Source organism: Pseudomonas sp. TSRC2-2 (genome assembly GCF_049897785.1).
In the GTDB taxonomy this organism is placed as follows: Bacteria; Pseudomonadota; Gammaproteobacteria; order Pseudomonadales; family Pseudomonadaceae; genus Aquipseudomonas.
Genome location: NZ_JAFCWZ010000001.1, coordinates 491,925 through 507,376, shown reverse-complemented (window position 1 = coordinate 507,376; position 15,452 = coordinate 491,925). Strand labels below are relative to the sequence as shown.

4 protein-coding genes and 1 pseudogene are annotated in these 15,452 nt (G+C 62.2%); 4 read left to right on the top strand and 1 reads right to left on the bottom strand.

The genetic code is table 11. The features are described 5' to 3' along the window. Positions 1-81 precede the first annotated feature (81 nt). The 4 genes and pseudogenes from ACP7D9_RS02330 to ACP7D9_RS02315 all read left to right on the top strand — a co-directional run. On the top strand, positions 82-1,761 hold the full coding sequence (locus tag ACP7D9_RS02330) for an MFS transporter (RefSeq protein ID WP_426155439.1): 1,680 nt from the start codon (positions 82-84) through the stop codon (positions 1,759-1,761). Between the two features lie 107 nt (positions 1,762-1,868). Further along, positions 1,869-2,087 (top strand): hypothetical protein, encoded by a 219-nt coding sequence (locus ACP7D9_RS02325; RefSeq protein WP_056789562.1) that lies wholly within the window; start codon positions 1,869-1,871, stop codon positions 2,085-2,087. A gap of 230 nt (positions 2,088-2,317) precedes the next feature. Continuing rightward, entirely contained in the window at positions 2,318-2,512 is a 195-nt protein-coding gene (locus ACP7D9_RS02320) for a stability determinant (protein WP_426155437.1), read from the top strand. Next, positions 2,475-2,705, top strand: a pseudogene (locus ACP7D9_RS02315) (type II toxin-antitoxin system RelE/ParE family toxin); the annotation flags it as partial. The gene ACP7D9_RS02320 and the pseudogene ACP7D9_RS02315, both read left to right, overlap by 38 nt. Positions 2,706-2,831: 126 nt before the next feature. On the opposite strand, the gene ACP7D9_RS02310 reads toward ACP7D9_RS02315, so the two are convergent. Beyond that, on the bottom strand, positions 2,832-15,317 hold the full coding sequence (locus ACP7D9_RS02310) for a filamentous haemagglutinin family protein (RefSeq protein WP_426155435.1): 12,486 nt from the start codon (positions 15,315-15,317) through the stop codon (positions 2,832-2,834). Positions 15,318-15,452 lie beyond the last annotated feature (135 nt).

Here is a 15,452-nt window from a genome sequence, read left to right as displayed (position 1 = left end):
GGAAGATGCCAACGGGCCAGAGTGCGACAGGCAGTAACGGGGGACTCCGGCCTACAACAATAAGCACGACGGAGAACACCCATGGCCACAATCGACACAGCATCCACCGGCACACCGCCCCGCAGCGGCGGCATCACCAGGGAGGAGCGCAAGGTCATCTTCGCTTCTTCGCTGGGCACGGTTTTCGAGTGGTACGACTTTTACCTCTACGGCTCACTGGCGGCAATCATCGCCAAACACTTCTTCGCCGGCGTCAACGAAACCACCGCCTTCATCTTTGCCCTGCTGGCCTTCGCCGCCGGGTTTGCGGTGCGGCCGTTCGGCGCCATCGTCTTCGGACGCTTGGGTGACATGATCGGACGCAAACATACGTTTCTGATCACCATCGTGATCATGGGCGTGTCGACGGCGATCGTTGGTCTGCTGCCCGGCTACGCGACCATCGGTGTCGCCGCCCCGGTCATCCTGATTACCCTGCGTCTGCTGCAAGGCCTGGCGCTGGGCGGGGAATACGGCGGCGCGGCGACCTATGTTGCCGAACACGCACCGCGTAATCGGCGCGGTTTCTTCACTTCGTGGATTCAAACCACCGCCACCCTCGGCCTGTTCATGTCGTTGCTGGTGATTCTCGCCTGCCGCACGGCGCTGGGCACCGAAGCGTTCGAGGCGTGGGGCTGGCGGATTCCGTTTCTGCTGTCGATCATTCTGCTGGCCGTGTCGGTGTACATCCGCCTGCAACTGAGCGAGTCGCCGGTCTTTCAGAAAATGAAAGACGAAGGCAAGGCATCGAAAGCGCCGCTGACCGAATCCTTCGCGCGCTGGGACAACCTCAAAGTGGTAATCATGTCGCTGCTCGGCGGCACGGCCGGGCAAGCGGTGGTCTGGTACACCGGGCAGTTTTATGCGCTGTTTTTCTTGCTGCAAACCCTGAAAATCGACGCGCAGACCGCCAACCTGTTGATTGCCGGCTCGCTGCTGATCGGCACACCGTTCTTCGTGATTTTCGGCAGCCTGTCCGATCGCATCGGGCGCAAGCCGATCATCATGGCCGGGTGCATTCTGGCTGCTTTGACCTACTTTCCGATCTTTACTGCGCTGACCCAGTACGGCAACCCGGACGTGTTCGTCGCGCAGGAGAAAAATCCGGTCAAGGTGATCGCCAATCCTGATCAGTGTTCATTCCAGTTCGATCCGGTGGGCAAGGCCAAATTCACCAGCTCCTGTGACTTGGCGAAAACCTTGCTGGCGAAACGCGCGATCCCTTATGAGAACGTTGCTGCCGAACCGAACACGGTCGCGCAGGTGCGCATCGGTGATCGCGTCGTCGAGAGTTTCGAAGGCAGCGCCCTCCCCGCCGCCGACTTCAAAGCCCGCAACGACGCCTTCACCGCCAACCTCGGCGCGGCGTTGAAGGACGCCGGTTACCCGGAAAAAGCCGATCCGGCGAAAATCAACTATCCGATGATGTTGCTTCTGCTGACCGTTCTGGTGATCTACGTGACCATGGTTTATGGCCCGATCGCCGCGTGGCTGGTCGAACTGTTCCCGACGCGCATCCGCTACACCTCGATGTCGCTGCCTTACCACATCGGCAACGGCTGGTTCGGCGGTTTTCTGCCGACCGTGGCCTTCGCCATGGTCGCCGCCACCGGTGACATCTACTACGGGCTCTGGTACCCGATCGTCATTGCAGTGGCGACGGCGATACTCGGCACGTTCTTCCTGCCGGAAACCAAGGATCGCGACATTCTCAAAGACTGAAATCGCCGCTGAGCCCTCTCCTGCGGGAGAGGGCCATGGCGCTTAAAAATTTCGAACGTCTGCCGCCGCGCTGTCTCCAATGTGTACATCAACAGGAGGCCAGCGCCATGAATCCCAACGACGACAAAACCCCCAACGCCCCGCCCACCGATGCCAGCGGCAAACCAGTGAACGTGGTCGAACGCGATCTGCAGGACCGCGATGGCAAGACCGAAGGCGTGGACAAAATCATCACGCCCTCTTCCACTCGGGTCAAAGAGCAGGAAGCTGAAGAGCTGCAGCGCAAAGTCGATGAGATCGAGCGTAAGGTTGCAGACGGTAACTGAGTGCAGCGTGGCTGTGGCCGCGGCTTTGAGCGGCGGCTGTCAGCCCGATGATCAAAAGCTGATTTCCTACAGAATCGAACTACACAGCTGATCGACTTCACGTGCATCACAAGCGAAGCGTCTGACAGATTTGCATCGTCTGTTTGCGGATGATGTCTCCCTCGTCCCGCCAGTGACGACAACAAGCCACATCCCCCTTAGACTGCTTCACATTGATCATGGAGGTCATGATGAGCGCTGAACTTTCACTTATCGTTTCAGACTTCGAAACCGAAGAAGAGGCTGCGGAATACGACCTTTGGTTTCGTGCGCAGGTCCAGCAAGCACTTGATGATCCGCACCCTGGCATTCCCCATGCCGAAGCAATGGTGTTGCTCGATCAGATGAATGAAGAAAACCGCAGGAAGCGCCGCGCTGCGGGTTAAATGGAGCTACAAGGCTATTCGTCAACTGGCTGACATCATTGATTACATCGATCAGCACAACTCCGTTGCTTCGGTTTCCTTTCAACGTAAAGCCGTTGCCGCAGCGCAGAAACTTTCTTCCATACCCCATGGCTACCGATCCGGTCGGGTGTCTGGCACTCGCGAAATGGTGATTCATCCAAACTATCTGCTGGTTCATCGGGTGAATGGGGAGATCGACATACTCAGGGTGCTTCACGCTCGACAAAAATATCCCCTAACCCTTCACTCTAAACAAAGGCGGCCAACCGGCCGCCCAAACGTACTGCACGAGAGTCTTTTACAACGTCAGCTGCCCACGCTCCTCCTCGGTCAGCTGCTGTTTCGCCTGTTCATCCAGCGCGCCGGCGCCGAGTACCTGCACCGGGCTGTCGGGGTTGTAGCCCGTCGCCGGTGCCCGGCTGGCACCATCGCGCGACGGCGCCAGTTGCTCGTTGCCGAAGCTCAATACCTGCACAGTGAACACCGAGGCCTGATTCTGCCGCGCCGCCGCCTGTTGCTGACGGGCGACGTCTTCCGCCGCTTGGGTCGCCGAGGATGCTGCCGAACTGGCCGAGGTGATTGCGCCGGTGTTGACCGCCGACACCACGGGCACGCCGGTCGCCTTGCCCTGCACCGAAATGTTCGCGGCGTTGACTACCGTCAGCGCAGCGATGTTGACGTTACCCGAGACGCGAATCCCCGCTTCGCCGGCATCGATGGTGCCCAGCGGCGCGATCAGGTCGATGTTGCCCGGCGCCACTTCGGCGATCGGGTTGAGCGTGGCGATACCGGCGCCGGTGCTCGGCACCGACGGCGACAGCGTGACGTTGCCCCAGGTGTCATAGACGCGTTTTGGCGGCGTGTAGACCACAGTGGTTTTCGAGCCGCGACCGGCGTTGATGTCGCCCTCGGCGGACCAGCCGAGAATCGAGCCGCCGAACGTCGTCATGATCCTGCTCTGGCCGAGCAGAATGCTGCCTTGCGAGTACAGTTGAATATCGCCCGAGCCCTGAGTGATGATCCCCGCCGTCGACGGTGGCGCCGCGCCTTCGATGCCGAACACCTGACCACCGCCCGGCGTGAGCATCTGGATATCGCCGCCAAACAGCGTCTTGACCCCGGCGCCGCCGTACAGGGTGATATCGCCGTCGTAGCGAATCGGATTGCCCGCCACATCGGTGTTCGGGAACAACGCCGCAATGGCATTGCGACCGCGCAGGTAACTGCCGGTGCGCGGGCCATTGGCATCGGTATATTCCAGGCCGCCGGCGCGCAGTTCGGCGAAGTACACCTGGCGGGCGAAGATCGCCTGCTCGGTACTCGGCAGAGCGGCGAAGAAGGCTTGCGCCTGTTCATCGCTACCCTTGAAGCCATAACCGAGGCTCAGCCAACTCTGCAGTTCTTCGACATAGGTCTTGACCACTTTGCCCGGTTGCGCGCTCAGGGCCACAGCCGAATCCGCGACGTTTTGCGGGTTCAGATAACGCGCAACGAACCGCGAGTAATTCGGCCCCTGCGCGCCCGCGCCTGATTGCATCACAATAGTTGCACCGGAGCGATGATCACCCGCCGCGAGAGGGCCGAGGCTGGTGATGCTGGCACGATCTTCCATCATGATATTGCGCCCTGCACTGACGTCCAGAACCCCTGGGCCGGCAATGTCGAAGCTGCTGTACAGAATGTCGCGCCCGGCCGAAACCCTCGAAATGTCGCGCGCATCGTTATGCACGAACAGATTGCCGGTCGATGCGACCTGTTCGTTATTGCGCCCCATGCCGCCGGTGGGCGCATTCGTGGGTTGGCCCAGGTTGGTACCGGACGCCACGATGTCGCGCCCTGCCACCATCCAGACCGGGCCTGCCGATTCGTACCAGGTGCGCTTTGTGGTCGCGAACGCCAGCGTTTCACCCGTGCGAATACCCACCAGGTCACCGGTCAGTGCATAGAAGCGCGCCGGCCCCTGAACCCTGCTCAACCCCGAATAGCTATCGGGACCAAAGGCAAACAGCGGATAGCGCGAATTGGTATCCGCCAATACGCCGTCGCTGCCGGCATTGGTCATGACAGGGCGACTGAACTGGTTGTTGGCGTAGCCATTGAACGCAGGTGTCAACGGCGTGGCGAGTGCCGCCGGGCTGGCCCCTGACTGATTGATCGCGTAGCCACCGGCATAGATCGAATCCCCTGCGATCAGTTCAAGTTGCCCCGCGCTGGAAGGTGCCAATAGCAACGAATAGCCCACGACCGGTGCCGGGTTGCCTACGCCGTAAGTGGCTGATGGTCCCGCGTAAATAGAGCCTTGGCCGGCCACCGCACGCAATATCGAAGGAATGACGAAGCGGTCATCCGTAGGTGACGTGTTAAGCCCGGCGACGGGGTCCTGCCCGGTGGTCTCCATCAATTGAGTGCTCGGTGTCAGGTTACCGCCCGCCGAGAATAAATCGATGGCGGTGTGATCGGTCCACAGCGAGAAACCACTCAAGCCGCCACCCGCATGGTAAACGCCATCGGCCGTGGTAAACGGCGTGGAGTTTTGTAACCGCACGCGACCCGGATCCGTGGCGCCACCCAGCACCAGATCACCCCGAGTGTTGAGGCGCATGCCGGAGTCGCCGGGAATCAGCACCAGCCCACCACTGGCATTGCTGGCCGTCGAGTTGAACGGATCGAAAGCGCGCGTTTCCCTTGGGTCATGAAACAGCGCAGAAGCGCCGTACTGCAGATTGATTCCGCCCAACGCTGCGCCCGTCAGTTGCGCCGCGCCGCGCAGGTTGATGAGCGCGCCCTGCAAATCGTGGGTCGGCGTGCCGGTACCTTGCAGGCCGGCACGTGCTTGCAGAGACGGATTGAGGACACCGCCCAGACGAATATCCAGATCTCCGCCACCGGTCAGTTGCAGGTTACCGTCGCTGCCCACGCGTCCCGTACTGCCGACTGCCACGATCAACCCCTGACTACGTGGATACGACGCATACTTGTCATCGCCCATGGGCTTTAGCATGCCGGCATCTGCGCCAGCGCTCAGACTGATGTTGCCGCCGCCCAGCGTACCGAACCCGGTAAAACCCACCAGATAAGGCTTGGTTTCCACGCCCTGTGCCGGCATTGGCTGCGCAGCGTAGCTGCCGAAGTTGATCCACCAGGCAGTCGGTACATCGTTGTTGCCGGTGCCCTGGCGCCACAGCCAATTGCCCACTGCCACACTCGGCACCTGCTCCCGCGTACCGTCGCCCGTGGCGACCGAGCGACGCCCGAGCACGTCGCCGGACACAGACCCGCCAGCATTGATCGTCAGGTTACCGCCCATCTGTGGATACCAGGCCTGATAAAGGCTGGCACTGCCGCCATCGACCCATTTTTCGTAATCGCTGCCAGCGCTGCCCAATACCGATCCATCAGCCGATAGCCGGCCGCGCGCCTGGTTATAACGCGCATCGACGTCACCCGATTGGGTGCCGGCGGTGTACACACCGAAAGGTGAAGCCATGCTCAGATTACCGGCCGCCATCAAGTCCAGGTCACCGGTACCGGTACGCAAAACGCTGAACATCTGCGTGTGGGCCTGGGCGCTCTTGCTCGGATTGTTTTCAATGCACAGTGCCGGGTCGATGGAGCACCAGAACAATTCGTCATCGTTCATCGGTGTGTAATCCGGCATGCCCATCCAGTTGCCAGGGGCCCATACACTGCGCGCCATCGGGGCGCAGGCACCGGGAGCAATCTCACAGAGCACAAGATATTCCTCGGGAACCGGTTCGTACGGTGTAAAGCCATACTCGTTATCCACGGCCCAGACCAGTTTGCCAGCCACCTCAGTCATGCTCACACCATAATGGGTGTCGGCCATCTGCAAGTTGCCGGCGCTGGCCTGAGGTCTCACGCTACGGCTGTCGGCTGCGGCCAGATCGGCGCCTGCGACCATGCGCATCGACCACGACGCACTCCCCGCCGGCAGCATGCTGGCGATCGCCCAGTTACGCCCCTGTTGTTCGCCATTGGCGGGACGCAGGTCGAGGTAGACCGTGCCATCCACCAACTTCACGTTGGTCATGGATGGAATCAGCGAACCGCGCAACAGCGCCAACGTACCGTTCAACCCAACACCCACCGTTCTATTATCGGCATCAACGGCACCCGGCAACGGCACGCCTTTGGGCCAGAGCAGGGTCTGCAGGGCGGTGGCGTTGTTCAAGCGGATGCCGGCGCCCAATCGGCTGCCTGCCGGGAGGGTCACGGCATTGTCGAGCAGCGTACCGGCGGCATATATCAGGTTTCCCGTCGCGTCGTGCACATCGCCGGCCAGCACCGTTCCACCCTGTAGCGAGTAGGGTGCGGCCAGCGTGGCCTGTACCGGCAACACCGTGCCTGCGGCCAACGTGGCGGCTTGAATCGGCAGGTCGTAATTCAATGTCGCACCGACCGGGAAGAGCGTCCCTTCGGCAAGGCTGACACCACTGCCCGGTACGATCAGGTCGCCGCCGAACGGCTGTATCCCCGGCAACAGTTTCCAGCCGGCGTCGTCCACGGTTTCCGGTGGGGGCGCAAAACCGTCGTTGATGCTGCCGTAGATATCAAGGTTGCCACCGGCACGGATCAACAGATTGCCCGCTTCCCCGCTGCCGTACACCGAGGTGAGCCGAGTGTGGGGGTTAAGGCTGGCGTAGCGGTAGCCGGACAGGTCGAGATCGCCCTGCACCACCAGATCGCCGTCGGCGGTTTTGCTGACGATTTCGACCCCCGGGCGCAGATGAAACGCATCGGCATAGGTCGCGTTGTTGAGGCCGGCCAATTTGCGCTGCAGCAGATCACTGTTGTTCAGTGCCGCATCGATGAAACCGCTGCTGTCGGCATGAATGGCGTCCAGATAGGCTTGATCGATCACTTGATACGGGCGACCGCTGGCCGCCGGATCGGTGCCATCGGCGGCATCGCTGTAACGGCGAACGGCATTCAACCCGATGGAGCGGGCGCCTTGAACAGTCAACGTACCGCTGGCATCAACCGCAATATCACCGCCGCCCAGACGCGGTGCATTGAGCTCCAGCGTCCCGCGCAACAGGCCGTCGCGTTGTCCCGCCTGGTTACCCGTCAGTGCGTCGGTGCCGTGCCGCAAGTCAATCCGTGCACCAGCGGCCAGTGTCAGCACGCCGTCAGTCGAATTGAGTTCAACCATGGCGCGGTTCGGTGCGTCGATGATCTTGCCGTAGCTGTCGACGCGCAGTACGCGGCCATGGGCATCCAGCACCGCGTTGCCAGTCAGTGTCAGCGCGTTCTTCGCGGCCAGCCGGATAGAGCCGACCCGTTCGCCGCTGGCATCGATCAACCCGTCCACGGTCAGGTTGCCGTTGTCCACCGAGACATTGACCTCGCCTGCTTTGAGTCCGTTACCGACAAGCAGATTGCCCTGCTTGAACTGGAAGCTGCGACTGCCCACCACCCCGCCCGCGTTCAAGCGCTGATTGAGACTGGCAAAGGCCTGGCTCAAATCACCTTCCAGGCGCTGGGCGCGAATGTCCACGCCACCGGCCTTGTACGGCACCCATGTGCCGCCCGCATCGTAATAGCCACTGCTGGTTCCGCTGATCTGTCCTTGCAGGTCAACCTGCCCGGCGTCAGTGCCCAGGGCCACGACGCTCAGTTGCCCGGCCTGATTGTTGACGGCCGACAGATCGATTCGCGAACCCGCCGACTGACGAATATTGCCGTTGTTGCTCTGCAACGACACATCGCCGCCCCAGCTGTATTTCTTCACGTCGTTGAACGGCAGAACCCGGCCCGCCATGTCCACCTGCGCGCCGCTGCCAAGGGTCAGATCATCCTCGGCATTGACCAGCAGTTTGCCGCTGGCCAGAACGATGCGGCTGTCGAGCACAACGTTGCGTGCCGTCAGGCTCAGTTGTGCGCCAAGCGCGTCCGCCACAGCCGTTGTGGCGGTGCCGCTGAGGGTCAGACGGTTGCCGGCCTTGAGATCACTGACCGAGGCGGCTTCGCCGGTCAGCAGTGGCGTGTGCAGATTGAGGTTACCGCCGCTGTAGCTGAACCCCTTGACCGCGTCATAAGCCCCTTGGGATTCGTACACCGCCAGACTGCCCTTGTGGTTGGCGGTGATGCGTTCACTGGCGTTGAGGTTGACGCTGGCAAAACCCAGGGCGAGTCGGTTATTGCGATCCAGGCCATTGGGCTGCGGATTCGGGCCATAACCCAGCTCGATCCGCTGCGCCTGGATATCCAGCGTACCGTGGCCGGTGCCGGCGCCATCCTTGACCACCGTACCCGGGGCCTGAGTGGCCCCGTTCCAGATCAGATTACGGGTGCGGATCGTCGCAACATCGGTGGCAGCGCCCGAGCCGTAGATGGCCGGGCTGCCCAGAACCAGATTCTGCAAGCGGCTCTGGCCGGTCTGTGGATCAAGGGTGTCGAGGGTAACGCTGCCGAAAAAGTTGAACGCATCGCGGGCCACCAGACTCAGGGTCTCGAGGGCGGGGGCGCCAAATTGCGTGTCGCCCTGCAACAGGCGATCCAGCACGCTCTGGTTAAGCGTCAGGCCCGCGGGTACACGGCCGCTGGCTGCGGCCAGTGCTTGCTGACTGCCGGCATTGACCACGCCGACCGAAAGCCCCAGTTGGCGAGTGCCAAAGCGCACGCTTTCGCCCAGTTCGAAGTCCTTGTCGGTGGCGGCGATGATGCTGCCGTTGGAGTACAGCAACGCCGCAGCGGTGCAATCGGCCGTCGGACAGTTGCCGATACGAATGCTCCCGCCCCCGCCCTCGGCAGGCGCAAGCACCGGTGTCCAGCCATTGGAGACCACCAGCAGACTAGACCGCTCAGGTGCGTAGACGAAACCGGCTGCGGCATCGTACGGAACGGCGCCTCGTCCCAAGGTATTGATGCCTGCGCCCGCATCGATGGTGATGCCGCCACTGGCACTGTTGCTGCTCAGCACGACCTCTGGCGCGGAGAGAATCGCGCCCTCGCGCAGACGAATCGCCGCGATATTGCCGATCACCTTGATCGAGCCGCCCTCGGAGCCGTAATACACAGTCGGGGTGCCACCGATGGTCAAGCGTCCGGCATTCAAGCGGTTGAGGGTGTCGGCATACAGCGAAACACCGTCGAACCCGGGCGTACGCGTGTGCCCGGCACCGAGAATTTCAAAGTCACCGCCGGTATAACCGCCCTGAACCACCGCCGTACCAATAACCCCCCCTTCGGCAGGCTTGAACAGCACTTGCCCGTCGAAATCCAGGGCTGTGTCGTGCTCGCCGCCACTGACCATGCGCAGATGCAGCGTGTTGCCGTCCAGCGGTGTGCGGGCGCGAGGCAGACCGCGGCGGGCAGCATCGTTGAGCACAAATTGGGTAAACCCGGTTTCGTTGTACTGCGAATAGCGCCGCAGCACGTCGGCAGACGTCACGATGACCTGGCTGGGCAGACTGTCGCGAATACCGGTATTGGCAATCGACAGCTGTCCGGCCGTGGTCCACGAGCCATTGCGCAACTTCAGCGCACCGTCCATGGAACCCGCCATCGCTTGACCATTGATTTCGACCCGGAAGGCGCCCGGCAACAAGGCAAAGGTCGATGGCAACAAAGTATAGGTGCCGGGCGCCAGTCCGGTAACGCCGGCACCGAGGGTGATCTGCTGGCCGATGCGCGGATCGACTGCGCCAGCCTCGGCGAGCATCGGCGCATAGCGGCTCTGATCACCGGCAACGATTGCATACACGGGATTACTGGCCAGCCCGGGCAAACTGAAGGTGCCATCGGTGGCATTGCGTACCAGCGGATTGAAACGTGCATCGGTGGAACCGCCTCGTCCGGAGACAAAACCGGCCCCACGCAGATCGCCGCCGCCCGAAAGATCGATCACCGCCCCGGCCTGCACATCGGTGTATTGCGCATCGAGTATGACCCCGGATGCAGCACTGGCAATGCCATTCAAGAAAACCGACTTGTCGTTGTATCGATAGTCGATACCGTCGGTGGTGCCCCCATACGGCATGACCAGTCCGGCGGCGCTGACTGACGTCACACTACCCGGGAGAAGGTGAAGCTCACCGGTCTTGACGATGGAGTCATCACCCAGGGAAATCAGCCCCAAAGGCGCACGAATGACGCCCCCCTGTTCGATCTGTCCCGCGCTGAATGTCAGGCTGCCGAACACCGAGTAAGGCAATAAAGTCGGCGCCGGCCCGTAGCTGCCGATACGCAGCGTATGCTCCGGCACCGATCCGGCCTGGGTCTGATAACCCACTCGCACATCAGCCGAGACACCGCTGGCCGGGTAGATCTGCGCAGCACGCAAGTGCATGTCACCCGGAGTCCACAGACGGCTGCGCTGCTGTTCATCGGTTGGCTCGAGGAAGCGCATGTCACCCTGGCTGTCGAGTGTGACCAGACCAAAGCCACGACGGCTGACTGCAAGCGCGGGTGCGGCCGTTTGCACGAGCGTCCCTTCGGTGCCGAATGAAAGCGAGTTGCCCAGATCCAGCAGGTTCGCGCTGGCGGTGAATTGCGCGCTGGACAACTGCGCTGTCGGATTGCTCATTACCCGCGGACGCACTTTGACATCCGAACTCAAGTAGGTGCCCGGCCCCGACAGGCGCAGGTAAGGTGCGCTGAGGTTGACCCGAGCGCTGTCTTGCGCGGAATCGGCCAATGAAAGGGAACCGGCGAACAGACTCAGGCTCTGCCCCATGTGCAAGTCAACATCGCCGTCGAACGTCATCAGACCGTTGCTCAGCAGACTCAGGCTGTCGAAGCCGCCGCTCATCAGCTGATCAGCACTCAGGCGCGTACGCCCGTAGCGTAAAAGTGACGAAGCTTCCCCTGCCTGCAGCGCCTGCGGCAGTGCCGATCCGGGCCCTTGGCCAATGATCAATTCCCGCGGCACCCGCACGGCGTTGGTCAATCCCCCGGCACCGTAGGCCGGCGTATCCAGAGCGATTTCCAGACGCCCGCCCGCCGCACCTGCACCACCGGCATTGGCCTGCAAGCTGCCCTCGATGAACAGACCATTGTAGGCACTCAAACTGATCCGCCCGCCATCGGTGGCGACTCGAACGGGGCCTTGTTCACCGCTATCGAGCACGGCTTGCGCACCGGACGCTTCCAGGCGCGCCCCCTGACGAACGATGACGTAAGCATCGGCGGCGGTCGCGGTGACTTTCTTCGCATCAATTTCGCCGCCGACGATGATCGAGCCACCCTTGCCGACCTGGCCGTAGACGCGGCCCAGCGCATCGACGGCGGTCACTGCCCGACCGGCGACATCGATCGAGGCATGGTCACCGATCCAGATCGAACGGTTGTGCAGGGTCGGATCAGCCTCTTGCAAGGATGTCGCCACATCGATCGCGCCGAATTGTTGTTGACGGATATCGACAGTGCCGCCCCAGGCGTTGAGCTCACCGTCAACCGTGATCTGCTCTGCCCCGCGCAAACCGATGCGCTGGCCGGGATCGACACTGATCCGTGCGCCTTCGCCAAGCGACAACGGGCTGTTGGCAGGGTCAATCAAGCCAGCCAGCGTCGCACCGGCCTGCAATGCAACTGATGCACCGGCCCTTTGCGTCAATACACCCTTGAGCGGGTCTTCCTGGAACAACGTGGGCGTCCATAGCTCCAGCGCAGCGCGCGGCGACGTGCCGGACGCAATGGTCGAGGCGGATTCGCCGAATCGATAGACCGGCATCTGCACATCGATAATCGTTTCATCGGCTACTTCCATGCCCTTCAGACCGATGATGTTGTAGGCGCTGAACCCCGTCTGAAACAGTTCCGGCGTCAGCCGCAAGGACTGTTCTTCGGCGACGGCGCCAGCACCGCCGATCCGGACCTTGCTGGCCTGCACAGTGAGCGTCCCACCGCCGTTCACGCCATAACCCTGCACCTCGCCATCAAGCACCAGGCGTGAGTGGCCCGGCGCGCTGTTGGCGCTGGACTCAAGGGTCACGTCGCCACCCTTGCCGCCACGCGTCTTGCCGTTGGCCAATATCGCGCCGCCCGACGTGACATCGACCAGACTGCCACTGGCCAGCACAATGTCGCCGCTGCTGCGGATCGACACCGTCCCGCCATTGAGGTACGCCAGGCCGTCCGCGTCGTCCGGGTTACTCGACAGGTTGCTCCACAGACCGCGCGCCTGCAGCTGCACGCCCTGCGCAACCGTCACGCGGGCCTGCTTGCCTGTTGGCACCTGAAGACTGGTGTCATCGCGCCGATCGGTGGCGAGCTGGTTCAAAACGTTGCCCAGCTGCAGGCTGCCCCCTTGCGCAATCAAATCGGCATTGACCTGCACATCTGGGCTGAACAGGGTGATGTCGCCCCCGTGATCCACGGTTACGCCTTCATCGACTTCAATCGTGTTTTTCGCCGAGATCTTCAGCGCGCCCAGCTGGAAACCATTGAGCAGCCCGGCGTCGAGAAACAGTTTGCCGGCGCGCTCAGCAGCGACCGCGTCGGTCAGCCCTGCGTTCGCTGCGCTGGCACGGGCGCTCCCCACTTGCACCTGATCGAGCAACGGGTCGAGTTGATAGAGCAGGCCCGCACTGGCGGCGACATAAGCCGCATCGTAATTGCCAACGACCAACTGCCCCCGCCGCGCCCGGGCGGTCTGAGGCTGGGCATAGCCGTCCAGGGCCGCTCGCGGCGCCTGGTTTTGTCGTTCGCCCTGAAACACCTCGCCCAACAGCTGGCCTTCCAGCACGGCGTTGCGCGTGGCGATCACCAGTTGCCCGGCATCCCGGCCAACGGTGTACCCCGTTTCCTGACGGCGCGTCGGTGCAATCAGTGGGCTATGGAAATAATCCGTCTGACCCCAGCGCTCGCTGTGACTTTCGTAACCTTTGTAAAGACCGCTGTAGAGAATATCGCCCGGCGCACGCGACACTTCGTATAACCGCCCGTCCGCACCGCGCAGCCAACTCTGGCGAATCTCGCCGCCCTGCACATCGAGTGTGCCGCCGGACAGATTGATCAGCGAACCGTTTTCGCTGATCACATCATTTCCGGAAAACCGCACCTCACCGCCCTGAGCCATCCATTCACCGACGCCATGGCCCTGAGTGCCGAGGTATCCGCCAACCTCCAACAACCCACCGGCGGTGTACCAGCGGTCGGTGGCGTAACCGTTGGTGCCCGCCGGCACGAATACCAGTTCGCGGACATCGACCCAGATATCGCTGCTGTTGAGCGCGCCGTTCTCGCGATTGAGCGGCGCATCCCGCTGCTCGTTGCCCTGCACGTTGATCTTGATGTTGTTGGCTTCCATGGCCACTTTCACGCCGAGGGCGCCGGACACGTCGACCACCGCCCCCTCGCGCAGCAGACTGCGTCGCCCGGCGGCAACCGCCACCTGCCCACCGGTCGCAAGGGTGATCGAACCACTTTTGAATTCAACGGCGCCACCGCTGGCGATGTCGATGCGGGACTGATCGCTGCGGATCCGGTTGTCGGCATTCACGCCGATCAACGCCGCCTCGCGCTGGCTGTCCAGGGCCGTGAGATCGCTGCTGTCGAGCAGAATCGCACTGACGCCGTTCTCGCCCAGGGTCACACGGCCCTGGGCATCGCTGGCCGGATTGAGCAAATGCACGGTGCCGCGCGTCGCCACCGAAGTGCTTGCCAGCAGCACGCCGTTCTGCAGAACGTCGCGGCCAGTCAGGGTGATGTCGCCGGTGGATGCCTGGATCAGACCGGTATTGCTGACCTTGCCCGAGCTGTCAGCCTTGAAACCGGGAATGACCTCGCTGCCGAAGGTGGTGGAATAAACATTGCCGTCGGTGCCTGAGCCCTTGCGAATGTAGAAACGGTCGCCCGCACCCATCACCGTCTGACCTTTGGCCGTGCTGATCGAGCCGTCGTTCTGCACGTCCTGGCCAAGCAACAAGGTATAGCCACCGGCATCGGTGGAGAGCGCAGGTTGATGCGTTTGTATGGCAGCGCCACGCTCCACCAGCACCTGGCCAGCAGCATCGGTAAAGGATGGCTGACTGCCGGTGCTGTCGAAATACAGACCCCGATCACGAAATTGCGCATCGGTCATGTTCGCGGCTGCCGCCACCAGATTTCGCACATTGACCTGACTGCCACCGCTGAAGACGATGCCGTTGCGGTTGATCAGCATCACCGTGCCGTCCGCTTTGATCTGTCCCTGAATCTGGCTGGCCCGTGCGCTCGGATCATTGACGCGGTTGAGCACCGCCCAGTTGGCCTGCTGGGCGAATTCCACTGTGGTATTGCGGCCGACGTTGAACGTTTCCCAATTGAGAATCGCCTTGTCGGCGGTCTGCTCGATCTTCACCGTGGTCTTGCCGTCGGCCTGGGTTTGTTGCGGGCCTTTGGCGTTCAGCCAGCCCTGGGTCAGGCTGTTATCGATCTTCAGGCCGCCCTCGCCCAATCCATCCGGAACGACCTGCACGTTGCCCAATGCGGCGGCACGTCCAGCGGCTTGTGCGGCCTGCTGCGCGGCAATCGCTGCCACGGTGTTGTTAAGTGTCTGCAAAGAGCGCTGCAATTGCTGGCTGGCCCGTTGCTGCTGTGCCAGCGGTGGGGTCATCCCCGGCAGACCGCCCCCACCCGGACGCGACGCCGAAGCCTGCTGCGCCGCGCCCTTGGCGGCAAACCAGGTAGAACTGAATGCTGTCGCCGCCTCGGCACTGCCCGCCACCAGACACAAGGCAACGGCTTGCGCCAATGGCTTGAGCAGCCACTGTGCGGGATCGCCCGCGCCACGTTTGATCGGCTGAATACGGGTACTGCGACGGGAGGTGCGAGCAAGCATCACTACAGGTCCTTTTGGTGGCAGGTCGGGTCAGCCCTGCTGTTACGACATAGGCGGTTGACGCGCCTCACGACCGAACGGATGTCACACAAACTTCATGATCCAGGTGTAAGTCGGCCAAAAAAAAGCAGCAGC